This is a genomic window from Paraburkholderia aspalathi (assembly GCF_900116445.1).
Taxonomy (GTDB): domain Bacteria; phylum Pseudomonadota; class Gammaproteobacteria; order Burkholderiales; family Burkholderiaceae; genus Paraburkholderia; species Paraburkholderia aspalathi.
Window position 1 is genome coordinate 222,193 of the sequence record NZ_FPBH01000005.1, and the last position, 24,174, is coordinate 246,366.

Consider the following 24,174-nt stretch of genomic DNA (forward strand, 5'->3'; position numbering starts at 1 on the left):
AGGCGGGTGTGGGTTGGGCGGATTACTACACAGCCATCCTATGTCGCCGTTGCGCCTCAAAGAAGTCCCGAAAGTAATATCATGATCACTTTTACCGATCACTGAGACTCCTCATGGCGCTGACGATCTCCCAGCTACGCGCGTTCACCGCCGTTGCCGAGCACGGCAGCATTCGCGCAGCGTCGCGGGCGCTCGGCATCGCCCAGAGCGGCATCACGCAGCAGTTGCAGAACCTCGAATCGATGCTGGGTGCGACTTTATTCACCCGCACGAACCGCGGCATCGCGCTAACCGCGCTCGGCCAGCGGCTCCTGCAGCGTGCCGGCGCGATTCTCGGCGAATGCGAGCGGGCCGAGCAGGAAGTGCAGCAGTTGCGTGGCGACTACGCGGGCGAGGTCACGTTCGGCATGACCACCGAGCCGCTCATCGACGCCTTCGCGCCGGTCCTGATGGAATTCCGCGCGCGCTTCGAGCGGGTCGCCGTGCATTTGCGCACCGGCACCTCGCGGATGATGATTTCGTGGATTCGAGAGGGCAGGCTCGATTTCGCCGTCGCGCTAGTGTCGAAGCACACCGATACGGCCGATCTATCCGTGACGCCGCTCTATCCGTCCGATCCTGTGGTGGTCTGCCGTCGCGGTCATCCGAAAGCGGGTGCCACCTCGATTGCCGATCTCGCCGATTGCACTTGGGTGGCGACGCCCTCGCCGAATCTCACTGACGATCCGCAGGTCAATCGGCTGAACCATCTGTTTGAGAGCCACAGTCTGCCGCCGCCGAAAATCATCGCGACGGTTGAAGGTCTGTATGAGACGCTGCATCTGGTTGGCGCGACGGACTGCCTGTCGCTGGAGTCGTCGATTGTCGTGAAGCGTGGGCCGTTTGCGAGCACGCTCACGTCGATCAATGTGCGCGAACGGGCGGTCGAACAGAACGTCTGCCTGTTGCAGCGCGCGGCGATTCCCGTCACGCCAGCCGCACAGGAACTCGCGACGATGATTGCGTCGTACATGCGCACTGTGCGGGCGCGATGAGCGTTGGAGCATAAAGAGCCAACGAGCGCTCGCAGCAACCACGCTCGACAAAATCAATCTGGCGTTTCGAGCGCGATCAGCTCCTCGATAGTTTGCCTGCGCCGAATCAACCGCGGCGTGCCGTTCTCCACCAACACCTCAGGCGCCAACGGCCGGCTGTTGTAGTTCGATGACATCGACGCGCCGTATGCCCCGGCGTCATGAAACACGATGAAGTCCCCCACTTCCGGCGCCGGCATGGAGCGGCTCGTGACAACACCACCCGCCTCCTGCGTGAACACATCGCCCGCTTCACACAACGGCCCGGCCACCGCGAAAGAGCCAGGCGGAGCTTCGCTCGGCATGCCATTACCCTTCACCACCGTCATCTCATGATGGCTGCCGTAAAACGACGGCCTCACCAGATCATTGAATCCCGCATCCACCAAGGCGAACTGCCGGTTCGGCCGCCGGTTCAGCGCGTGCACCTCGGCAACCAGCGCACCCGCTTCGGCGACCAGAAAACGCCCCGGTTCGATTTCGAGTCTCACGCGATGCCCGAGATGCGCTTCGATCTGCTTGCGCGCCGCATCCCAAAGGCGGAAATAATGCTCGGCATCAATCCGCGGTTCGCCTTCGCTATACGGCACCGACAAACCGCCACCGGCTGAAATCGCTTCGATATCGTGGCCCAAGCCTTGCACCGCTTCGACCATCGCATCACACACGCGCGATAGATGCGTGTAGTCGACGCCGGAGCCGATATGCATGTGCAGCCCGACCAACTTCAGACCGTAACGCCGCACCATGGCAATTGCCAGCGGCACATCATCTAGCCAGATCCCGTGCTTGCTATGCTCGCCGCCCGTGTTGGTCTTGTTGCTGTGTCCATGCCCGAAACCGGGGTTGATTCGCAGCCACACACGATGCCCTTCAGGCGCTTGTCGTCCAATACGTTCGAGCATTTCGAGCGACCCAGCGTTGACCGTGATGCGATGCTCGATCACTGCAGCCAGCGTTGCGTGATCGACGAGGTCAGCCGTAAAAACCACGCCCTCTGGATCGCCATCCGGCGTGAAACCCGCCGCGAGACTGCGCGAGATTTCGCCCAAAGACACCGCGTCGACCATCGCCCCTTCGTCCCGCATCAGCTTCAGGATGTGCACGTTCGAACACGCCTTCTGCGCATAGCGGATCAAGTCGAAGCTGCGCAATTCGGCAATACGCTGGCGGATCACGTCGGCGTCGTAGACCCAAAGGGGCGTGCCGTACTGACGCGCAAGTTCGACGAGTTGTGGTGGATTGAATGTGGTCACGGTTCGCGGCTCTCTATCTCGAAGCATTAGTGAGCAACATGATGCTGAGAACCGGTCATTCAGTAAAATACCTATTCTTTGTGAATCCATTCATTCTTGATATACACATCATGGCGCTCACTCATCGACATATCGAAGTCTTCCGCGCGTTGATGACGGCAGGCAGCGTCACCAAAGCGGCCGAGATGCTCTTCACCTCGCAGCCAACGGTAAGCCGCGAGCTGGCGCGCATGGAACAGAGCGTCGGTTTTGCCTTGTTCGAACGTGTGCACGGGCGGCTGCGTCCTACCATGTCCGCGCTGACGCTATTCGATGAAATCAAGCGCGTCTATATCGGGCTCGAACGGGTGGCGTCCACGGCGGCAAGTCTGCGTGAATTTCAGGGCGGCCAGCTTTCCATCATCGCGTTGCCCGCGTTTTCGCATTCGATCCTGCCAGGCGCAGCGAAGCGTTTTCACGATGTACAGCCCGGCGTCAGTCTCTCGATCGCCACGCAGGAATCACCGTTTCTCGAAGAATGGCTGACCGCGCAACGATATGACCTCGGCTTGACCGAACATGGCGCGCCGCCTGCTGGAACACGCCTGACGCCCTTGCTCGAAGTGGACGAAGTTTGCGTGCTGCCCGATGGGCATCCATTGCTCGCCAAGCGCGTGATCGAATTGAAAGACTTCGCGAATCAGCCCTTCATCAGCCTGTCGTCGAACGATCCGTACCGGATTCAGATCGACGAAGCCTTCACGCAAGCAGGCATCGCGCGCCGCCAGATGATCGAGACACCCACCGCCGTCTCCGTGTGCAGTTTCGTGCGGCAAGGTCTCGGCGTGGCCATCGTCAATCCGCTTACGGCGCTGGATTTCGCGGGCCGCAATTTGCATATCCGGCCGCTCGCCGTGTCGTTGCCGTTTCGGGTGAGCGTGGTTCATCCGGAGCATCGCCCAAGCCATCCGCTGGCCGGCGCATTCGTTGAAGCGCTGCAAAGCGAGGCCGCTGAGTTAAGAATACAATTAAAAACCCACTCGAAACGCAAGCAGCAATAAGGGCGCTATTCGACCAACAACCCGCGCCACGTTCGCCCATCAACCGGAGTTTCCCAAATGATGAATCGAGACAATCCCGTCTGGCTGATTACAGGCTGTTCCACCGGCTTCGGCCGCGAGTTGGCGAAGTTGGTGCTGGAGCGCGGCTGGCGTGCGGTGGTCACCGCACGCGACGCGTCGAAAGTGAAAGATATCGCCGAAGCGCACGGCGACCGCGCGTTGGTTCTACCGCTCGACGTGACGAACCGCAAGCAGATCGCGGACGTGGTCGCGCAGGCCAAGCAGCGTTTCGGGCGCATCGACGCGCTCGTCAATAACGCGGGATACGGCTATCTGGCCGCGATCGAAGAAGGCGAGGACGACGAAGTCCGCGCCATGTTCGAGACCAACGTGTTCGGTCTGGTCGATATAACGAAGGCCGTGTTGCCGATCATGCGTGAGCAGCACAGTGGCTTGATCGTGAATGTGTCGTCGATTGGCGGCATCACGAGTTTCGCCGCGACCGGTTATTACCACGCCACCAAATACGCGGTGGAAGGCCTGTCCGAATCGCTCGCGACGGAAGTGAAGCCGCTCGGTATCGACGTATTGATCGTCGAACCCGGCCCGTTCCGTACGAACTGGGCGGGTCCGTCGATCAAGCAATCAGCGACGGAGATCGACGACTATGCGGCCACGGCCGGTGAGCGCCGCAAACAGACCGAGGCGCGCAGCGGCAAGCAGGCGGGTGATCCGGTGCGCGCCGCCCAGGCAATCATCGACGCCGCGCTGTCAGACAAGCCACCGCTGCGTTTGCTGCTCGGCAAGGCCGCGCTCGAACTGGCGCGCAAGAAGCTCGACTTCATGCGCGGCGACTTCGATGCGTGGGAGGCCACGACGGTCGGCGCGGATTTTCCGGCTTAAAACTCGACCAACGCAAAATCTTCCTTGCCCACGTCGCACAGTGGGCAACGCCAGTCGGCCGGGACCTCTGCCCAGCGGGTGCCCGGCGCGATACCTTCTTCCGGCAAGCCGGCGGCTTCGTCGTAGATCCAGCCGCAGATCACGCAAACCCATTGTTTGAAGTCGTCCGCAGGCGCCGCGCTTTCTTCCGCGGCATGTGGCGCATCGACCGCGCGCGACGCCGCCGTCGTCTCATCAAGGCTCACAACCAAAGGCGCGACGGTACCCGCACTACTTTCAGCCAGGCGTGCCTGCAGGGTTTCCAACAGCCGTTGCGCTTCGACCTGCGTCAAATCGATCCAGTACGGATCGCCGGCGCCGTCGTTGAGCCGTTCGGGAGAAAACTGAATTTCTACAGCGACGCCCTTCTTGTACATGGCAAATCGGAATATCGATGAAGCCGGCGACGAGCGCCGGCATAGGGTCGGATGCTTGAAGCGAGGGCTTCGTGGCGGGGTCAGGCGAACTGGTTCAGCACAATCGCTGCGATCAGGCCGGCGGCGCCGATGAGGCCCAGCAGTTGCAGCAGAGTGAGGGATTTGCGGGATGCGGTGGGGATGTGTTGCGTAGTCACGAGGCGTTCTTAAAGATTGGAAAAAGCGAAATGGTACACGGGTCGGAGGTCAGCGCATCTCGATTGGCGCAAACCTCGGCGTGTCAGATGTCATTATCGCTGCTCGATCGGCCTGAATTCCCTACCGGGTGGAGATGGATTCGTTCTCCACCGGGCGGAAAGCCGACTTACGAAAGCGCCACCTCGCCAGCATGCTCAGAAACCGCCGCCACGATCGCGGCAACGGCCGAAGCCCCAAAAAAAACTCGAATATCAAGTATTCGACAATGGGTTGCCGTGACGCGAATCCCAGAAGCGGATCACCGCAGCGCCACCCGTGCCGGCGCCCACCACCTGATCCGGCGCACCGCTTTCGCGCAACAAGGCGCGTAGTTCGTTGATGACCGGAAACACCTCGTGATTCCAGTCCGCGCCCTGCGAATCGTGCGCACGTTGTTCCGCTTCGACGATCTCGCGGTCTTCCTTGAAAATGCGTTCGGTGAACCACACGAGCAGCGGCCACGCGAGATTCAGCACGCCGGGAATGCCCGGTTTGCGAATCGATAGCAGGCCAAAGGTGCGGTTCGTACGTTGCTCACGATCGAGCGGCACGTAGACGATCCACAAATCCATCACCAGCGTCTGATCGGACGTGCGGATCTGCAGCGTCTGATACGGATACTCGGTGCGGATCGTCATCACGTCCTTGTCGTTGTCGCCACCGGTCTTGCGGCTCTGGCCGAACACGATCGCCTCGCCGATCGGCTGCTGGCCGGCCATGCGCGCAAACGTGTAATCGACTTCGACCCAGCCCTCGCCGCGCCGCCGGCCCAGCGAACGGGCGCGCATCTGACCCATCTGGCGGCGATGCAGGAACTGATGGTTCATATCCATCAGATTCTCGTGCATGAACGAATAGTGGCAATTCACCGGACGGCCGAAACGGCGCGTCTTGTACTTCTTGTCGGATACGGAGCTGAACGCGGGCAGCGGCCGTTCTTCGGCCAACTCGGCATTGCCGGGAAACACAAAAATCAGGCCTTCGACTTCGCGGCACGGATAAGAACGCACGCCATTGGGCAGCCGGTCGCGGCCCAGATACGGCACGTCGATGCAGGTGCCGGAGCAGTCGTAGGTCCAGCCGTGATAGCCGCAGCGGATCGACTCGCCGTCCACCACGCCCTGATGCAACGGTACCTGGCGATGCGCGCAGCGGTCTTCGAGCGCGAACACCTTGCCGGACTCCGTACGCGCCAGCACGATCGGCTCACCCGCGAACGTCACACCATGCGTCTTGCCCCGCTTCACCTCATGCGACCACGCGAGCGGATACCAGTAATCAGGGTGAATACCTACGCGCCGCAGATCGCGCACTGGGGCGTCGTTGGCGGCCTGATCCGGCGCGTGGGGTTTCGCGCCTGTTGAGGCGTTGGTTTGCGCGGCTGTATGAGCAGGCGACGCATCGACCGGCGCATCGACGGTGTCTTGTTCGAGCGGGGGAACAGCATGCATAGGTGGAGCCTCCGTGCACGAGCGGATAGAAGGTGGTCGCCCTGCAATTCGCGGGCCGACATCGCCGTACAGTCTACTCGAACCCGAAGCGGCATGGTTCCCCCGCCTGCGTGCCGTGTCCGGCTCGCCGCCCGTTGGGTTGGCGAGCCATTCTTCCTCTCCATGTGCCTTTGGTCAGATGATCGGCGGCTAGCTTTCGTCGCGCGTCACGAGCCCGGAGCGGCGTTGCACGCCCCACGAGCGTCCGCCGCGCAGGAAATGCAGCCAGCCGAGCAGAGCGCCGACGTGTCGCACGAGCTGGAATGTGAACGGCTCGGCGATCGCCGCCAGCACCGCCATCCACAAACTGGAGCCGGTGCGATGGCCAGTCCAGCGGCGATACAGATGGATACACCAGAGATAAAACGCGAGGTCGATCGCCGTTTTAAGGCCGATCACGCTGAAAATCGACACGACGATCGCGCCATGCCCGCCGAACAGAAAGCCGAGCAGCAACGCGAAGGCGGTCAACCCGTAGATCGGCTGCATCGTATCGATGGCCTTGACCGGCAGCATCAGCATGCCCATCTTGCCGTAGCGCGGGTTGCCGGTCATGTCGCGGTTCCAGTATTGCGTTTGCAGGAAACCCGCAAACCAGCGACGGCGCTGCCGCAGGAAACTGCCGAGGTTGTCCGGCGCGTCGGTGTGCGCATGGGCATCGCCGACCACACGCACGTCCCAGCCGAGATCATGATCGACCGAATAGCGGCGCAGCCGATGAATCAGTTCGTAGTCTTCGACCAGGCACTGCGGATCGAAACCGCCCACGTCGACCAGCGCGTCACGCCTGAACGACGCGAAGGCGCCGGAAATCAGCAGCAGACTGTCGGCGCGCATCCACGCAAAACGGGCGATGAAGTTGCGCATGTACTCGTAGGTCTGGAACCACTGGAACACGCGGCCCGACACCGATTTGCCGCACACCGGCACCAGAATGCCGGCCGCCGCGACCAGCTTCGGCTCGCTCGCGAAGGCGGCGCGCATCGCGTAGGTGGCGTCGTCGTCGAGCAGCGTGTCGGCGTCGACGGTCATCACGGTCTCGGTGGTCATGACCATGATGGCGGCGTTCAGCGCGCGCGCCTTGCCGCCGTGCGGCACGCGCAGCCAGTACAGATTCGGGTACAGCGAACTCGGCGCGCTCAGCACACCGTCAGCGGCGGCAGTGAGGCCAAAGCGTTCAGTGAGCAGCGCGTGGGTGGCATCGGTGGAACCGTCGTCGGCGATCACAATTTGCGCCGGGCCATGCGTCTGGCGCAGTAACGCGGCGAGCGTCACCGGCAATACCGTCGCCTCGTTATGCGATGCGACGATCACACCCATGTCCGGCAAGTTGCGCGCATCGAAGTCTGGCTCGAGCGGCGGCGTGGGCCGCATCAGCGGCAGCGTTTTCCAGGTGACGAACGCGAGCAGCAAGGTGTCGTACACGACGTACGCAATGCCGGTCGACCACGCCACCACACCTTGCAGAAAGAATGCGCGGGCGAACAGCAGCAACCACAGCACGACGACGCTGAAATGAATCAGCGTGCTGAGCAGCGTAGTGGGACGCGGCAGTATGCGCGGCGATGCGAGGGCGAGCGCCTGTTCCAGAGTTTTCTTCAAAATGACTGCCGAGTTCGTCGTTGGTGGTTATTAGATAGAAAGCAGCGTGGCGATGCTTACGGCACCATGCGTTTCAGAACCGACTTGCGATCGATCCATTGATGCTTCAGCGCGCCGCCGATATGCATTGCCAGCAACGCATACAGCGCGTAGCCGAGCCACGTATGCAAGGCGCCGAAGCGGTCGTGCAGTGTCTCCTTGAGCACCGGATCGAGATTCATCACATAGCCGATGCGCGGCCAGGGAAACAGGTTGAACAGATGCATGGGATGCGTGGCAGCATCTTTCCACGCGGAATCGTGCAGCCAGCCGGATAGCGGCAGCGCGATCATCAGCAGGTACAGCAAGAAATGGGCAACGTGTGCGGCGATTTTTTCCCACGACGGAAACTCACGCGGCAACGGCGGCGGCTTATGCGTTACTCGCCACAAGATGCGCATCAACGCGAGACCGAGCACGGTGATGCCGATCGACTTATGCGTGTCGACCACCGGACGTACCCAGTCGTCGGGCCATGATTCCGCGGTCAGGCCGAGTACCACATTGCCGATCATCAGCAGCGCAATCAGCCAGTGCAGCGTTATCGCCGTGCGGGTATAGCGCGACGCCAGCGGCGTGCCGGTTGAATCGGTCAAGGAGTCGGCGTGAGTATTCATCGGTCGTTCCGTCTGCAAATGGTTTTCTAGCGAAAGCTGTTTGAAAATTCGGCCGTGCCGCAGCAGGCCTGATCTCGCCGCCGGTATGAAGCAAACGCATCAGTTTGCCGTTTTATTCCGTCAATCGCTTAATTGTGTGTTTCCGATTGTTTCGACGTATTTCGACGGCGCGAGGCGAGTCATTCCTCGAGCGCCGCACCAACCCGCGCCCGCAAAGTCGGCAATACGTCTGCTTCGAACCAGGGATTGCGCTTGAACCACGCGATATTGCGCGGTGAGGGGTGCGGGAGCGGTATTACGTGCGGGCCGTAATCGCGCCAGCGCAGCAGCGTATCGGTCAGCGTCGGCCCGAATGCGTCGCCGAGGCCAAAACGCTGCGCGTATTGGCCAATCAACACCGTGAGCCGCACCTCGCGCAACTGGGCGAGCAAGGCCTGATGCCAAAGCGCGGCGCATTCGGGCCGCGGCGGCAAATCGCCACTCGTGCCTCTGCCCGGAAAGCAGAAGCCCATCGGCACGATGGCAAATTTCGAGGCGTCGTAAAAGGTCTCGTCGGAGACTTCGAGCCAGTGGCGCAAGCGTGCGCCACTGGCGTCGCTCCATGGAATGCCCGAAGCATGCACGCGCGCACCGGGCGCCTGGCCGATGATCAGAATGCGCGAATCAGCCGACGCCACGACGACCGGCCGCGGCGCATGCGGCAGCACCGGCGCGCATACCGTACAGGCGCGAATGTCGTGCAACAACGTGTTCAGTGAAATGGGTTTCCTTGCGGTCATACCGAGGCGCGGATCAGGATTCGGTTTAGCGTTTTACAAACCGATAGTGTCCCACGCCCCACTCATTCCCGTTGGCGTAGCCGAACAACTCGGCCACGGCCATATAGAACATCCGCCACCGCTGAAACCATATAGCCGCATCGCGCGCGCCATATGTATGGACCAGCATCGGCATCACGCGGTCACGCGCTGCGTCGAGCGCGGCGAGCCAGTGATTCGCCGTGCGCTCGTAGTGCGCGCCGCTCACCCACCACTGCCGCTCCATCCGCAGATCGTCCTGGAAGTTCAGCAGGAGCGCTTCGGAGGGCATCGTGCCGCCAGTGAAAAAGTACTTCGACATCCAGTCGTTGCCGTCCTGCACCTGAAAGTGATACGCAAGCGTGCGATGCACGAAGATATGCACGAACAGCTTCGCGTCATCGCGCATCCAGCGTGAAATCTTCGCGAGCAGCAGCCCGTAGTTCTTCATGTGCTCGAACATCTCGATCGACACCACGCGATCGAAGCCGCCACCAAGCTGCGCTTCCTCGAATTCGAAATCGACGACATTGCCCGTGACCACCGAGAGGTTGTGCAAACCGAACTCCGCCGCGCGCGCTTCGATGAACACGCGTTGCCCATGCGAATTCGACAGCGCGACGATCTGCGCGTTTGGATAATGCGCCGCCAGCCACAACGACAACGAGCCCCATCCGCAACCGAGATCGAGAATCCGCTGACCGTCGGCCAGTTCCGCGCGTTCGGCGTAGCACTCTAGCATCGCGGCTTCGGCTTGCACGAGCGTCTCATTGCCGGTTGGGTACAGACAGCACGAATACTTGAGATGCGGCCCGAGATGCGCGTGGAAGAACGACGCTGGCACCTCGTAATGCTGCCTGTTGGCGGCCTGCGTTTCGATGGCGATCGGGCTTGAACGCAAGTCGTCCAACAGACGGTTGAGCCGTTGTGCGCGCACCTCGCCGTTGTCGATCGCTTCGTCGCGCAAACGCTGGCGCATCAGCTGACGCATGCCGAAACGGATCACGCTGTCGGGCAGCCAGCCGCGTTCGCAGCTCTGGATCAGCCAGCCGTCGCTCGGCTCGGCGGGCGACGAAGGCGGCAATGTACGGCCGGTGGTGGAAAGGCTCATGAGGCTCACTCCCTATCGTCTTTTCTGGGCTTTCGCGCCGTAGGCGGCTCATCTCAATGCCGCGGCGGCCACGGGATCAGCGCGCTGGTGGTGCGCATGTAATCGGCGTAACCGGCGCGCCTTTTCGCCATGCTTTCTTCGAGCAGCGGAATGCCGGAGAGCTTCAGCAGCAGAAAAGCCATCAGCACCGGTGGCAACACCGTGAACCAACCCCATGGCGTGCCGATCGACAGCGCGATGTAAGCAAGCCAATGCACGCATTCAAAGAAGTAATTCGGATGCCGTGAATAGCGCCACAAGCCAACGCGGCACACGGCGGTGTGATTGGCCGGATCCTGCGTGAAGCGCTTGAGTTGACGGTCTGCGATGCCTTCGCCGACTACCGAAACTATCCACACCGCCGCAGCCAGCACAATCCAGCCGATGGCCGGTGCGCTGCTCCGGTACGACGGCACCAGAAATGCAATCGACAGCAGCATCGAAATCACGACTTGCACCTGGAAAAACCAGAACATCTTGCTGGCCGCCTTGTCGCCCCATTCTTCACGGAAGCGCCGATAGCGCGCGTCTTCCGGTTTGCCGAAATTGCGCTTCCACAGATGCGTGCCGAGTCGCACGCCCCAAACCAGGCCACCCAGCGCGGTCAGTGCACGCGATACCGGATCGCCGTTGCCGAGCACGGCGTAGAGCACCGCGACCAGGCCGAGCGAATAGGCCCAAACCGGATCGACCATGCCGGCGTTCCCGGTCTTCAACTGCCATGCCCAGACAGCGCTGAAGATCGCGATGAGCCCAATCAGGGCGATCACGGCGGCGGCAAATGGCGGCATGGGGGCCTCTTTCGATGGCGATGCGGGTTATACGCAGTGAGGGCGCGATCGGATGCGCGCGAGCGGGATTTCCAGCCCGATCGCCTGTTCGGCGGAGTTAGGCGTCCACGGCCCGATAGCGGTATCGTGTCGGCAACGCCTGCTCCATCCGAATCTCCCGCCCATGCCGACCCGCTTCAACGCCGCTTTCACCGCTCTGCTCGCCGCCGCCTTGTTCGGCGCGACCACGCCGCTCGCCAAGGCGCTGCTCGGCTCGCTGTCGCCGTTTCTGCTGGCCGGACTGTTCTACCTCGGCAGCGGCACGGGCCTTGCCGCCGTGATTCTGGCGCGCCGCCTGAAAGGTCAAGCGGAGGGGCAGCCGGTCAGTCACCACCGCTTCCCGGTGCGCGAAGTGCCGTGGCTCGCCGGCGCAATCGTGGCAGGCGGTGTCGCGGGGCCGGCGCTGCTAATGCTGGGTCTGAAAACGACGCCAGCCGCCACCGGCTCGCTGCTATTGAATCTCGAGGGCGTATTCACCGCGCTGATCGCGTGGATCGTGTTTCGCGAGAACGTCGACATTCAGGTGTTCCTGGGCATGGCCGCGATCGTTGCGGGCGGCGTGGCATTGTCGTGGCAGCCCGGCGCGGCCGGCCTGCCGCCCGGCACCCTGCTGCTGGTCGGCGCGTGCGCGTGCTGGGCAGTCGACAACAATCTCACGCGCAAGGTGTCGACTCACGACGCCATGTTCATCGCCTGCGTAAAGGGGCTCGTGGCCGGATCAGTCAACGTCACGCTCGCGCTCACTTTTGGTGCAGCGTGGCCCAAGGCCACGACCGTCGCGCTCGCCATGCTGACGGGTTTCGCGGGCTACGGCGTGAGTCTCGTGCTGTTCGTCGTCGCGCTGCGCAATCTCGGCACCGCGCGTACGGGCGCCTATTTTTCGGTCGCACCACTATTTGGTGTGACCTTATCGTGGCTGCTGTGGCCGGAGATGCCGCCGCCGTTATTCTGGGTGGCCGCTGCCTTGATGACGCTGGGTGTCTGGCTGCACATCCGCGAACGTCACGAGCATCCGCACACGCATGCCCCGCTGGATCACACGCATCGTCACCGGCACGACGCGCATCACCAGCACGAACATGATTTCGCGTGGGACGGCCACGAGCCGCACACGCATCCGCATTCCCACGCGCCGATCACGCATGCGCACGCGCATTTCCCAGATATTCATCATCGGCATACACATTGATTTTCCGCATCCCCGCATGGCGCGGGCGCTTGCTGCAGTGCAAGACAAAAATCTCTGTGGAGCGAGTCATTCGATAGACCAATTCAATTGGCATCGTGGCCAAACGCATCCTCTAATGAACTCCTGTCGTGCGCCCGTTCCCGGCGACCCGCCGGTCCATCCCGCTTGCCCCGGAGAGTTCCATGTCCCAACCCGAGCCAAATGTCGACGAAGTGGTGAGAAGCATCGCAGAGGAAACCGATACCCCGACGGAAACGGTTTCGAAGATGTACGCAGACACCCTGGCTGACTACCGGCACGAAGCGCGTGTATTCGATTACGTACCGCTGTTCGCCGCGAAGAAAGTACGCGACAAGCTGCGCCATCCGTCGAAACAGAAACACTGACACGGCGGCGCGCGGAGACCACCCCCTGCCTGGTAGTACGCTGGATCGCCCCTGTTGGCTCGCGCGGCGATTCGCTAAAACACATACCGAATTATTTTTCGCGTTGCCAGAACGCGTACCGGTTTATTTTTCCCACTGCTAGACTCTGACCCGGATACATCGACTCGGGGGAAGATGGCATGCGGGTGACAATCGTAGGCGCGGGCATCGCCGGCTTGAGCACAGCGTGGTCGCTTGCGAAGCTGGGACACGACATCACTCTGATCGAGCAGGGCTCGATTCCGAACCCACTCGCCGCGTCGGGCGACCGGAGTCGCATGATCCGTCGAGCGTATGGCGATGCTGACGGCTACGCACGCACCATCGCCGAGGCATTCGATAGTTGGGATCTACTGTGGAATGACCTCGGCGTATCCCACTATGCGAACTGCGGCGTGCTCGGCATTTCGCAACACGCAGGTGATGGCGCGGAACAATTTCGCACCGGTCTCGATCGGATGAAATTCGAGTACGAACAGTTCGACCCGCTCGAAGCGGCCGCGCGTTATCCGTTTCTCGACCCTGCCACGTTTCGCTACGCCTACCTCGATCAGGATGGCGGCGCGCTGTTTAGCGAACGCATCGCTCGCGACATGAAAGCGTGGCTCAAGATGCGCGGCGCCGAAATTCGCACGCATACCAAGGTACTCGCAGTCGATGCGCATGCGGCCTCCGTACGCATCGAAGACGACACGATCATCCGCGCCGACCGGCTCGTAGTCACCGCCGGCGCGTGGACGCTGCAACTGTTCCCCTCGCTCGCCGAAAACCTGATGACGTATCGCAACGTCGTCGCCTATCTCGAGCCACCCGCGGATCTGGCGGAAGCGTGGTCGAATGCGCCCGCTATCGTCGATATTGGCGGCGCCAGCAGCGGTTACGTGCTGCCGCCAATCGACGATGTCGGCCTGAAGTTCGGCGCCAGTGTGCAAAAATCACGTGCACCTGATCCTGATGCCAATCGCGTCGCGGCGCCCGGAGAGGGCGATAGCCTGCGCCGCTTGTTTTCACCGCCGTTCAGCCGCATCGACGAATATACGGTTACCGAAGTGAAAACTTGTGCTTACACGTTCACTTCGGACGAACGCTTTTTTTCGAAGCGCATCGGCAACACACTGGCGGTATCGGCATGCTCGGGCCACGGTTATAAGTTCGGCGCGGCAGTCGGGCGCCGGGTCGCACAGGCGCTGGATACCGATGACGACGCCGGGCTCGCGCGTTGGCTCAGGGCGGAAGCGGTCTAGTTCTCTTTCGTCACAACAATACGATGTTCGTTCGCGATCTAGCGTAGCCCACGCACCACGGCGGCGAGTCGCGCCACCAATGCGTCGGCTTCGTGCGGTTTGACACCCGCGTAGCCGAGCATGAATCCGTTATAGCGTGCGGCGTCTTTAGCAGGCGGCTGACAAAACGCACTGAGCGCAGCGATATGCAAACCGTGCTCACGTGTCACTGCGCTCACGTCCTGATCGCGCAGCGGCACATCGAGTCGCATCGTCAGATGCATGCCGCCGCCGTCGGATGACACCGTCACCAGGTCGCCCATATGCCGCTCGATCGCGTTCACCAGCGCGGTGCGGCGCTGCTGGTACAGCCGCCGCATACGTCGCAGATGCCGCGCATATTTCCCACTATCGATGAAATCCGCCAACGCGATCTGCTCAGCCACGCGCCCTTGTCGTGCGATCTCGCTGAGCGCCTCGTCGATGTCGGCGACAAGGTGCGCCGGCACGACCATGAAGCCCATCCGCAGCGCCGGAAACATCGTCTTGCTGAAGGTGCCGAGGTAAATCACCGGCGTGTCGGCTGCGAGGCCCTGGATCGACGGCAACGGTGGACCGCTGTGGCGCAGTTCGCTGTCGTAGTCGTCCTCGATGATCCACGCGCCGCGCGCCATCGCATTCTCGATGATCGACCAGCGCCGCTCGAGGCTCAGCACACTACCGAGCGGATATTGGTGCGACGGTGTGATGTACATCAGGCGCGGTGGCGTCAGTTCCCAGTGATCGGGCGTCGGCGCCATGCCGGCAGCGTCGACGGGAATCGGCACCAGTTGCAAACCCGCGGCCTGGAATGCAGCCTTTGCACCGTGATAGCCGGGATCCTCGACCCAGACGCTGTCGCCGGGGTCTGCCAGCATGCAGGCGCATAGATCGAGACTCGCCTGCGTGCCCGAGGTGATGAACACCTGCTCCGCCGAACACCGCGCACCACGCGACACGCGCACGTATTCCGCAATCGAGCGGCGCAATGCGGGGTGCCCAGCATTGTTGCCGTAACCGAGTTCCCGCGGTTCGACCGTGCGCCATGCGCGCTCCATCGAGGCACGCCATTGCGCAAGCGGAAATTCATCGAGTGCGGGCACGCCGGGACGAAACGGCGTGGGGTCGTCGGGATTCGTGCGCTCGCGCGGCAGATTGGCGACGCGGCGTGACAAGTGATTTTCAGGCGTCTGCACGGTGCCGCTTATTGCGAAGATCGAAGCGCCTGAACCGCTCACCATGCTGACGATGGAACCATGCCGGCTCGCCGTGATGAAGCCCTCGTCGGTGAGCCGCTCGTATGCGTAGAGGACAGAGTTGCGCGCAATGCCCAACTGTTCGGCAAGCGCTCGCGTGGCAAGAAGACGGCTGCCGTGACGGATATCGCCATCGAGAATCGCGCGACGCAGACTCTCGTAGAGCAAGTCCTGCTGCGTAAGCTTGCGCCCACCCATTGCGCGTTCGACGTTCGACATCAACAGACCGTAGTCCAATTTCGTGGCTCCAAATTCTGGTCGCACTGTGGAGCTAACAATGGTGCCACAAATTTCTTATGCTGACGGTTCTGGAGTCGCTGAATACTGCGGGAGAGACCGTTGCCATGAATACGCATGCACGTCACGCCGTCACCGCACGCCTGAGCTATGGCGCCGCGGTGAAGTGGTGTGTGGCGCTGGCGTGCGCGGCTTATGCCTACGGGCTGCTCGAGCCGGCGGCAACGGCACGCGCAAGCCTGGATGCCTGCGTGAACGAAAATCTGGAGCAGCGCGGGAGCGATGACGGCTCAGCTTCAGCAACGTCCGCAGCACCTACTGCTGAAGAAGAGCGCGAGCAGGCATTCAGCGCGGCCGTCTATGCTTGTTCAACTCAGCCTTAGCGGCCGCGACGTACTCGCCCTCAACCATCACAACACAAGGAGCCACACCCATGTCCGACGCGATTCAAATCCGCCCCGTCACGCCCGCCGACTTCGACGCGTGGCTGCCGCTGTGGGACGCCTACAACGCGTTCTACGGCCGCTCGGGTGAAACGGCATTGCCGCGCGAAATCACGCAAGTCACGTGGGGGCGTTTCTTCGACGCTTACGAGCCAATGCACGCAATGGTCGCCGAACGCAACGGCCAGTTGCTCGGCCTCGTGCACTTCCTGTACCACCGTCACACGACCATGGTTGCACCGACCTGCTATCTGCAAGATCTCTACACGCTGGAAGCCGAGCGCGGCAAAGGTGTCGGCCGTACGTTGATCGAAGCGGTGTATGCACGGGCTAAGGGCGACGGTTTGCAACGGGTCTACTGGCAAACGCATGAGACGAATCACACCGCAATGAAGCTGTACGACAAGGTCGCGGACCACTCCGGTTTCGTGGTGTACCGCAAGGCATTGTGACGTTGTGATACAGCGCAGCAGGCCCGCCTGACGGGCTTTGCGGCCCCGCTTCGCATCCCGTTCTCGCGTCGCCATTCTTGCGCGACCAGACAGCACATTCGCATGGCCGGCGGCCGATCCAGCCGGCATGCGTAGCGCATCGCCTTCATCGACGCTCACCGCATTCGTTCCCTTCGCCGCTCAAGTTTGCAGGCAGCCTGCCGTTATCGCCATTGGACGGAGCGCCATCTGGCTCCCACGCGACCTTGGGCGATCTCCTCACGAAGGGGCGCAAAACGAATCGGAAACTGTACATGCCTTCGATCATCGGCATCGATCTTGGAACCACGCATAGTCTTGCGGCCGTCTGGCGCAATAACGAGGCTGCCCTCATCCCGAACGCACTGGGCGATGTGCTGACGCCGTCGTGCGTCTCGATCGATGACGACGGCTCGATCCTCGTCGGCCGCCCCGCCCATGACCGGTTGCACACACATCCCGAACGCACCGCCGCCAACTTCAAGCGCTACATGGGCACGAATCGCAACGTGTCGCTCGGCGCACAGACACTGCGTCCTGAAGAACTGTCTTCGCTGGTGCTCAAATCGCTGAAAGCCGATGCCGAGGCATTCCTCGGCGAAGCGGTAAACGACGCCGTGATCGCCGTGCCCGCCTATTTCAGCGACGCGCAACGCAAAGCCACGCGCATCGCCGGCGAACTGGCCGGCCTCAATGTGCTGCGCCTCGTCAACGAACCGACCGCGGCCTCGCTCGCGTACGGCGTGCATCAGCGCGACAGCGAACGCAAGTTCCTGATCTTCGATCTGGGCGGCGGCACGTTCGACGTCTCCGTGCTCGACTTCTTCGAAGGCGTGATGGAAGTGCGCGCCAGCACGGGCGACAATTTTCTGGGCGGCGAAGATTTCACGGAAGCGCTCGTCGATCTGTTCTGCCAGCGCAATCGCCTTCAAGGCAAATCGCTTACGCCGATTGCTGCACAACGTCTGCATCAGCAGGCCGAACGTGCGAAGCGTCTGCTCACGCAGAGCGGCGCCGATAGCGTCACGCTCAAGCTCACGGTCGGCGATAACGAGCATAGCCTCCAACTCGATGCGGCTGCCGCGGAACGGACTTGCGAGCATCTGCTGCAACGTCTGCGCAAACCGGTCGAGCGAGCGTTGCGCGATTCGAAGATCGCCGTCGATGCGCTCGACGAAATCATCCTCGTCGGCGGCGCCTCGCGTATGCCGATGGTGCGCAAGCTGGTCTCGAAGATGTTCGGCCGATTGCCCGCCGCGAATCTGAACCCGGATGAAGTCGTGGCGCTTGGCGCTGCTGTGCAAGCGGGGCTTGTCACGCGGGACGCAGGTCTCGACGAAATGGTGCTGACCGATGTCGCGCCGTATAGCCTCGGCATCGATACTGCGATGCAGGTCAGTGCCAATCAATATGTCCCCGGGCACTACTTGCCGATCATCGAGCGCAATACGATCGTGCCGGTGAGCCGCATGCAGCGCATCTTTACGGTCAGCGACCGTCAGCGCATGTTGAGCATCAAGGTGTTCCAGGGCGAAGCGCGTTTGACCGTCGACAACGTGGCGCTCGGCGAATTCACGCTTGAAGTGCCGGTCAAGCCGGCCGGCCAGGCCGGGGCGGATGTACGCTTCACCTACGACGTCAACGGCGTGCTGGAAGTGGAAGCTACTGCGTTTCCCGGCGGCGTGAAGCGCGCGATGGTGATTGAAGAGAACCCGGGCGTGCTGACGCCGGAAGAAATCGGTGAACGACTCGCGGCCCTGGCTGCGTTGAAGATTCATCCGCGCGATCAGTTGGAGAATCGCACGCTGCTCACGCGTGCGGATCGCGTCTACGAGGAAACGCTGGGGGAGCATCGGCAATATCTGGCTGCGCATATCGCGCGCTTTCAGTCGCTGCTCGAGCGGCAGAACGCCGAGGAAATCGCCCATGTGCGCAGCGAATTGAGTGCGTTGCTGGATCGCTTCGATGTGCATGTGACGTACTGACCGGCTATGGATACGACTTCTGCCCACCACTGGCCGTGGGACGTACTCGGCCTTGCGGCAAACGCCGACGAGCGGACCGTGCGCCGCGCTTATGCGCGTCTCTTGAAACAGCAACGCCCGGATGAAGATGCTGAGGCGTTTCAGCGGCTTCGGTACGCGTATGAGTCGGCTTTGCAGATGGCGAGCGGCGGTGCTGCGGGGACCATAGCCGCGGTGTCGGCTTCGGTACCGGTGCCTGTGTCGGTACCCAGTCCGCCACCTGAGGCTCACCACCTTCCCGAACACGACGCCTTCGAAAGCGCCGTGCAGTTGTGGCAGCACTTCGTCTTGCAACGGGATCAGCTCGAGTCGCGTCGTTCGCTGCAGGATCTATTCGCAGCCGTCGTCAATATTCAGATGCGCGACGAACTCGAATGGCAGGCGCTGGTTCATTGTCTGAACGAGGATTCGCCGGCCACGCTGCGCATGAACCTGAGTGCGGTCCTGGGATGGCGGGACAACGCCGCGCATCTGCGGCGGCGCAACGCGGCCATCGCAACCCTCGCGCTAGACCGCGTATTCGCCGACGAGGACTACAACGCGCTACGCTTGCGCTTCACGAATGCGATGGCGCTGCTCGAAGGGCCTCAACCTCCGTTGGCGGCCGGTGCACACGCACTGCTGCGCGCTGGCGTGCGAACCGAGATGGAGCAGTTATTGACCGCGCTCGCTCGTTATCATCCGAACGTCGTGCGCCTGCGGCTCGACAGCGAGAAGGTCGAATTCTGGACCCGCTGCCTGTCGTTTCGGATTGGCGCAGGACGCCTGTTCGGGCCGGCGCTCGCGCTGAGCGCCTGGTGCGGCTTGCTGTTCGCCAACGCGTCAATGAACCTGAATAGCAATCGGTGGTTCGATCAATGGACGCCTGCTCAGCTGGCTGTGCTTCTGGCCACGCTGATGGTGACGCTGGTCACCAGCGCCGCGACAACTGTGCTGCTGTCCGAACCGCAGCAACAGCGGCTGCGGACGCTGCGCTCGATTGGCTGGCTGCGTTACGGATGGATTCCTGTGTGGCTTGGCGCGACCGCCGCCGCGTTATGCGACGCAGGTAGCGGGCGCTTGACGTCGATCGCAATGAACACACTTGGGATCTGCACGATGTGGGCCGCGCTGATCTATGGATGGCCGCGCATCAAACAACTCGCGATCCTCGCCGCCGTGGGCGCGATCGGGTTCGGCTTCGCCGGCCATTGGCTCTCCACCGACCCTCGCGCGTGGCAGATGCCGTTCGCGCACGGCGCGCTGTTCGCTTTTTTCTTCTCTTTTGCGCAACAGGAGTGTCGCGGCTGGCTCGCACGTCGGCCGCGCCTTGCGTGGTTTGTAGCGACGATGTGGTTTGCGGGCTTCGCCACGTTGATCGTTTTGCTGTTGCAACGGGAAGAGCGTTCGACGCAATTTGCGTGGGCGATTTTTACGGTAATGGCGGCGACGGGTGGAGTGTTGGCGACGACGCGTTGGAGCGATTTGCGCGGGGCCGTGCCGCCCTTTTTCCGTGGCTATGTACACCTCGTCTGGTTGGCGATTGCACTCTCCAAGCCGGACATCATCGCTTGCGTGAGCGCGGGATTGATGAGTGTCTGGATTATTGAGGAGCTGAAACAACGACGTCTATCGCACCGGACGGCGCTTTAAAGTCACGTCCAAAGGGCGATCCAAAAACAAAGGGCACACCACCCAGTGCGCCCTTCGCCCTCCTGCCATTGCGGTACAACATCAACCGCCCACCAAACCCATCACACGCCAAAAGGCATCAAGCCTCGAGCTGCTCCAGCACCTTCCCCTTGGTCTCAATTCCAAGAAAGTGCACCGCGATCGCCGCAATGAACGGCACAGCCGCGAGAATATAGAACGCCACTTCCAGGTTGCCGCCGATCATCGTCTTCGACACGATCGCCGGCGCGAAAATCGCCGCTACCTTCAGCCACGCGCCGCCCACACCGCAGCCCATCGCACGGATACTCGTTGGATACAGCTCCGGCGTGTACACATAAGCCGTGATAAAGCCGCAAGCAAGGAACCCGAGCGAGAAGGCGCAACACGTCGCCACCACATACACCGACGAATTGTGGAACACACCCGCCAGCAGCAACGACAACGCACACGCCACGAACGACAAATTGATGATCGGTTTACGCCCCACCTTATCGACCAGCAACGCACAGGTCAGCGAACCCACCACGCCCAGCACCGAAGCCGCCACCGCCAGATTCAACGCCAACTGCAGCGGCGCGTGATAAACCGTGCGATAGATCGTCGGCAGCCAGGTCGACAGACCGTACTGAATGAAGCCGCACGTAATCCACAGCATCGCGACCGCCATCGTGCGCTTCAGATACGCCGGCCCGAACAGATCGCTCATGCGGCGCTTCGGATGGCGATTGGCCATCGCGTCAAACTCGGCCGCATTGGCAACCGGCGGAAGCGGACCTTTCACCGCGCGTTCGAAAGCATGCACCGCCGTATCGGCATCGGCCATCCGTTCGCGTTCGGCCAGCCAACGCGGCGATTCCGGCACCAGTTTCCGCAGCACGAAGAACAGAATCAACGGCATACCGCCGATGAAGTACATCGCCTGCCAACCGAAACGCGGCACGATCCACGCACCCAACGCGTTCGATGCGAGCAAGCCAACTGGAAAAACGATTTCATACAAGAGCACGAAACGTCCACGGCCATGCGCGCGGCTGATCTCGTTGATATAGGTCGCGGCCACCGGCAATTCGCCACCCAGCCCGAGCCCCTGAATCACACGCAACACGACAAACGCCGCAAAGGTCGGCGCAAAGCCGCACGCAATACTCGTAATGCCGATGATCCCGGAGCTCAACGCAATAGCCTTCACACGGCCTTTGCGTTCCGCGTACCAGGGGAACACGAACGCGCCGATCAACTGGCCGACCGAGCCGGAGCCGATCAGGAAGCCAATTTCCCACGGCGTCAGATGCCACTTCGCAATCAGGATTGGCAGCGTGGCCGCAATTGCGATCACGTCGAAACCGTCGAAGAACGTCGCGAGACCGATCAGTATGCGCGCGCGCACCTGCATCGCATTCTTCGGCAAGCGCTCGAGACGCGCGATGATCGAGCCCCGGGTCACGGGGCCTGAGACACCGGCGCTGCTGCGGTCCCCCATGGTGTTGTCGATGGTTCTCATGCCGTGGTGCCGTCCGTAGGTGTGGTTAGGCAAGCGCCGTTGAGGCGTCGGTCAGGGTGGCAAGGTCGATAGTCCGGCCCTGGTTCATCCATTTGCGCGACAGTTTCAGTTCGCGCGGCGTGTTGATGGCGATGACACCGCGAATCGCGCTGTCTTCCAGATGAAAGAGCGTGGCGCGTTTGCCAGGCAAATCGCCGCGTACAGCGAGCTGCGCATCGCCCGGAATGTCGCCGAGGATTTGCAGATTGACGTCGTATTGATCGGACCAGAACCACGGAATGTCCGCGTACGGTTCAAACTTGCCGAGTAAGGCTTTTGCCGTCGAGATCGCCTGGTTTTGCGCGTTGGCCCACGATTCCAACCGCACGCGGCGCTTCAACCAGGCACTCGGATGGTTCGCCACGTCACCGCAAGCGAAGATGCGCGGGTCATCGGTCGCGCCGAAATGATCGACGACAATGCCGTCTTCCACCTTGATGCCCGCCGCTTCCGCCAGTGCCGTATGCGGCGTGAGGCCGATGCCGGCGACGGCGAAGTCGGCGTCCAATGAGGAACCGTTAGCGAACGTTGCGCGGATACGGTTGGCGTCGTTCGGATGATCAGCAATCGACACGAGCGATGCATTCAACCGCACATCCACGCCGTTCGCACGATGCAGTTGCAACAGGAAATCCGACACCATCGGCGGCAGCGAGCGGGCGCACAGACGTGGCGCGCCCTCCACTACCGTCGCGTCCACACCGAGCTTGCGCGCAGTAGCTGCGACTTCGAGACCGATCCACCCGCCGCCAACCACCAGCACGCGCTTGCTTGCGCGCAGACGTTCGCCGAGAACGACCGCTTCATCGAGCGTACGCAAATAGGTAATGTGCGAGGTCTTCACCAGCGCGTCCGGCAAACGACGCGCTGCGCCGCCGGTTGCAATCACGAGGCGGTCGTATTGCACTTCACGGCCCGACTGCGTGCGCACGATGCGCTGTTCACGATCGATCGACGTCGCGCAATCCGGTTGCCATGCTTCGACATTCAGCGCGTCGAAATCGTCAGGCTTCACGAGGCGCACGGTTTCGATATCGGCTTCACCGGAGAGCACGGCCTTCGACAGCGGCGGGCGCTCGTACGGCAAATGGATCTCATCGGCGATCATCACCAGGCGGCCATCGAAGCCTTCCTTGCGCAACGTCTTCACGACCCAACCCGCCGCCTGGCCACCGCCGATCACGACGATCGTGCGCGGCGCTTCGAGTCCGGCGTGTGCAGCTTGAGCCTTTTCAGCAGCAGCGTCAGTCATTTTTCCGCTCCGTCATGAACTTGCCTTCCGGCGCCTTCGCGTTTTTCTGGCGACGTGTATTGCCGTCGATGCCGCCGTCGATCGCCCATTCGGCGAACACCGTCGGACCCGGTTCGAAATCGCGCGGCTGCCATTCGGGCGTGAGCTGGTCTTCGTCGGCGTAGTACTCGATCAGACCGCCGGCCGGATTCTGGAAGTACCAGAAGTACGCCGACGACACCGGATGACGTCCCGGACCGAGTTGCGTATCCCAACCGCAGCGGCTGATATGCATGCCGCCGCCAAACACTTCGTGGATATCGCGCACGGTGAACGCGACGTGATTCAGGCCGCGCTTACCACCGGGCAAAGCCAGCAGGAAAATGTCGTGATGGCCACCGTGCGGTGCGCAGCGCATGAACGCGCCACGGCCCGGATAGCGGTCCGACATTTCGAAGCCGAGCAGCTCCTGGTAGAACTTCTCCTGTGCCGCGAGTTGGTTCGTGAAGAACACCACGTGGCCGACTTCAACCGGTTCAGCACGTTCGTAAATCGGCGACGGTTGATCGACGCGCAACGTCTGGCCCCACACGTTCGACGGCGAACCGTGAATGTCGAGCGCACGCTTGCGAGTCACTTCAACGCGAATCGCCATGCCGTTCGGGTCGATACAACCCACAGCGTCTTCCGTTTCGAAGTGGCCTGGCTGACCGGCAAAACGGCCGCGCAGTTCGTCGAGTTCCGCTTTCGTTGCCACGCCCCAGGTCACTTCACGCAGCGTCGGACCTTCTTCGAATGCGGGCGGCAGCGACGGGTCGGTTGCATCGACGACGAGAATCGTGCAGCCGTTCAGTGTTTCAAAACGTGCGTGCGTTTCGTCATGCGCGACTTCTTTCAAACCCCAGTCCGCGAAAAAGCGGCGACAGGTGGCGAGATCCGTCACGCCGTAAATAATCTGTTCAATGCCGAGAATCGTCATAACGTGCCTCTTGCG

At 61.9% G+C, this 24,174-nt stretch carries 22 protein-coding genes; 10 read left to right on the plus strand and 12 right to left on the minus strand.

The annotated features are described in order from the left end of the window. The first annotated feature begins 113 nt into the window (after positions 1–113). The gene (locus BM438_RS10775; protein WP_093634267.1) at positions 114–1,034 is read left to right on the plus strand and encodes a LysR substrate-binding domain-containing protein; all 921 of its coding nucleotides are present in this window, start codon (positions 114–116) and stop codon (positions 1,032–1,034) included. Positions 1,035–1,087: 53 nt separating this feature from the next. On the opposite strand, the gene lysA is transcribed toward BM438_RS10775, so the two are convergent. Further along, a complete protein-coding gene (gene lysA / locus BM438_RS10780) occupies positions 1,088–2,356 on the minus strand; it encodes a diaminopimelate decarboxylase (protein WP_093634268.1) in 1,269 nt (422 codons plus the stop codon). A gap of 83 nt (positions 2,357–2,439) precedes the next feature. Between lysA and BM438_RS10785 the strand changes: the two genes are divergently transcribed. Both BM438_RS10785 and BM438_RS10790 read left to right on the plus strand, forming a co-directional pair. Then, positions 2,440–3,369, plus strand: a complete 930-nt coding sequence (locus BM438_RS10785; RefSeq protein ID WP_093634440.1) for a LysR family transcriptional regulator — start codon at positions 2,440–2,442, stop codon at positions 3,367–3,369. Positions 3,370–3,426: 57 nt separating this feature from the next. After that, entirely contained in the window at positions 3,427–4,272 is an 846-nt protein-coding gene (locus BM438_RS10790) for an oxidoreductase (RefSeq protein ID WP_093634269.1), read from the plus strand. Here BM438_RS10790 and BM438_RS10795 read toward each other — a convergent pair. From BM438_RS10795 to BM438_RS10830, 7 genes are all read right to left on the minus strand, one after another. Further along, a complete protein-coding gene (locus tag BM438_RS10795) occupies positions 4,269–4,688 on the minus strand; it encodes a rubredoxin (RefSeq protein WP_093634270.1) in 420 nt (139 codons plus the stop codon). The genes BM438_RS10790 and BM438_RS10795 overlap by 4 nt on opposite strands. Positions 4,689–5,137: 449 nt before the next feature. Beyond that, complete coding sequence (locus tag BM438_RS10805; RefSeq protein ID WP_093634271.1) at positions 5,138–6,376, minus strand: aromatic ring-hydroxylating oxygenase subunit alpha; 1,239 nt, start codon at positions 6,374–6,376, stop codon at positions 5,138–5,140. Positions 6,377–6,565: 189 nt separating this feature from the next. Further along, a complete protein-coding gene (locus BM438_RS10810) occupies positions 6,566–8,017 on the minus strand; it encodes a glycosyltransferase family 2 protein (protein WP_093634272.1) in 1,452 nt (483 codons plus the stop codon). A 56-nt stretch (positions 8,018–8,073) separates the two neighbouring features. Beyond that, positions 8,074–8,673 carry a cytochrome b gene (locus tag BM438_RS10815; protein ID WP_093634273.1) on the minus strand — a complete coding sequence of 200 codons (600 nt, stop codon included), beginning with the start codon at positions 8,671–8,673 and terminating at the stop codon, positions 8,074–8,076. A gap of 179 nt (positions 8,674–8,852) precedes the next feature. Continuing rightward, positions 8,853–9,452 carry a uracil-DNA glycosylase family protein gene (locus BM438_RS10820; RefSeq protein ID WP_093634274.1) on the minus strand — a complete coding sequence of 200 codons (600 nt, stop codon included), beginning with the start codon at positions 9,450–9,452 and terminating at the stop codon, positions 8,853–8,855. A 25-nt stretch (positions 9,453–9,477) separates the two neighbouring features. Further along, positions 9,478–10,581 (minus strand): SAM-dependent methyltransferase, encoded by a 1,104-nt coding sequence (locus BM438_RS10825; protein WP_093634275.1) that lies wholly within the window; start codon positions 10,579–10,581, stop codon positions 9,478–9,480. A gap of 53 nt (positions 10,582–10,634) precedes the next feature. After that, a complete protein-coding gene (locus tag BM438_RS10830) occupies positions 10,635–11,411 on the minus strand; it encodes a DUF1295 domain-containing protein (RefSeq protein ID WP_093634276.1) in 777 nt (258 codons plus the stop codon). Between the two features lie 163 nt (positions 11,412–11,574). Here BM438_RS10830 and BM438_RS10835 point away from each other — a divergent pair, with 163 nt between their 5' ends. From BM438_RS10835 to BM438_RS10845, 3 genes are all read left to right on the plus strand, one after another. Then, the gene (locus BM438_RS10835) at positions 11,575–12,639 is read left to right on the plus strand and encodes a DMT family transporter (RefSeq protein WP_093634277.1); all 1,065 of its coding nucleotides are present in this window, start codon (positions 11,575–11,577) and stop codon (positions 12,637–12,639) included. Positions 12,640–12,821: 182 nt separating this feature from the next. Further along, positions 12,822–13,025 carry a DUF3562 domain-containing protein gene (locus BM438_RS10840; RefSeq protein ID WP_093634278.1) on the plus strand — a complete coding sequence of 68 codons (204 nt, stop codon included), beginning with the start codon at positions 12,822–12,824 and terminating at the stop codon, positions 13,023–13,025. 179 nt (positions 13,026–13,204) lie between these two features. Beyond that, complete coding sequence (locus BM438_RS10845) at positions 13,205–14,308, plus strand: NAD(P)/FAD-dependent oxidoreductase (RefSeq protein WP_093634279.1); 1,104 nt, start codon at positions 13,205–13,207, stop codon at positions 14,306–14,308. Between the two features lie 38 nt (positions 14,309–14,346). Here the strand turns inward: BM438_RS10845 and pdxR are convergent, their stop codons facing one another. Further along, complete coding sequence (gene pdxR, locus BM438_RS10850) at positions 14,347–15,819, minus strand: MocR-like pyridoxine biosynthesis transcription factor PdxR (RefSeq protein WP_093634280.1); 1,473 nt, start codon at positions 15,817–15,819, stop codon at positions 14,347–14,349. A gap of 107 nt (positions 15,820–15,926) precedes the next feature. On the opposite strand from pdxR, the gene BM438_RS10855 reads away from it, so the two are divergent. The 4 genes from BM438_RS10855 to BM438_RS10870 all read left to right on the plus strand — a co-directional run bounded on the left by BM438_RS10855 (position 15,927) and on the right by BM438_RS10870 (position 20,388). Then, a complete protein-coding gene (locus BM438_RS10855) occupies positions 15,927–16,202 on the plus strand; it encodes a hypothetical protein (protein ID WP_143131691.1) in 276 nt (91 codons plus the stop codon). 50 nt (positions 16,203–16,252) lie between these two features. Beyond that, complete coding sequence (locus BM438_RS10860; RefSeq protein ID WP_093634282.1) at positions 16,253–16,714, plus strand: GNAT family N-acetyltransferase; 462 nt, start codon at positions 16,253–16,255, stop codon at positions 16,712–16,714. 293 nt (positions 16,715–17,007) lie between these two features. Next, a complete protein-coding gene (locus tag BM438_RS10865; RefSeq protein WP_093634441.1) occupies positions 17,008–18,717 on the plus strand; it encodes a molecular chaperone HscC in 1,710 nt (569 codons plus the stop codon). A 6-nt stretch (positions 18,718–18,723) separates the two neighbouring features. Then, positions 18,724–20,388: a J domain-containing protein gene (locus BM438_RS10870; RefSeq protein ID WP_093634283.1), complete on the plus strand. Its 1,665-nt coding sequence runs from the start codon at positions 18,724–18,726 to the stop codon at positions 20,386–20,388. Between the two features lie 118 nt (positions 20,389–20,506). Here BM438_RS10870 and BM438_RS10875 read toward each other — a convergent pair whose 3' ends face one another. The 3 genes from BM438_RS10875 to BM438_RS10885 are packed head-to-tail and all read right to left on the minus strand — an operon-like array spanning position 20,507 to position 24,159. Beyond that, positions 20,507–21,910, minus strand: coding sequence for an MFS transporter (locus BM438_RS10875; protein ID WP_093634284.1), 1,404 nt, complete (start codon positions 21,908–21,910; stop codon positions 20,507–20,509). A gap of 25 nt (positions 21,911–21,935) precedes the next feature. Further along, positions 21,936–23,201: an NAD(P)/FAD-dependent oxidoreductase gene (locus BM438_RS10880; RefSeq protein ID WP_093634285.1), complete on the minus strand. Its 1,266-nt coding sequence runs from the start codon at positions 23,199–23,201 to the stop codon at positions 21,936–21,938. Continuing rightward, positions 23,194–24,159, minus strand: coding sequence for a VOC family protein (locus tag BM438_RS10885; RefSeq protein ID WP_093634286.1), 966 nt, complete (start codon positions 24,157–24,159; stop codon positions 23,194–23,196). The genes BM438_RS10880 and BM438_RS10885 overlap by 8 nt, the downstream gene beginning before the upstream one ends. Positions 24,160–24,174: the final 15 nt, after the last annotated feature.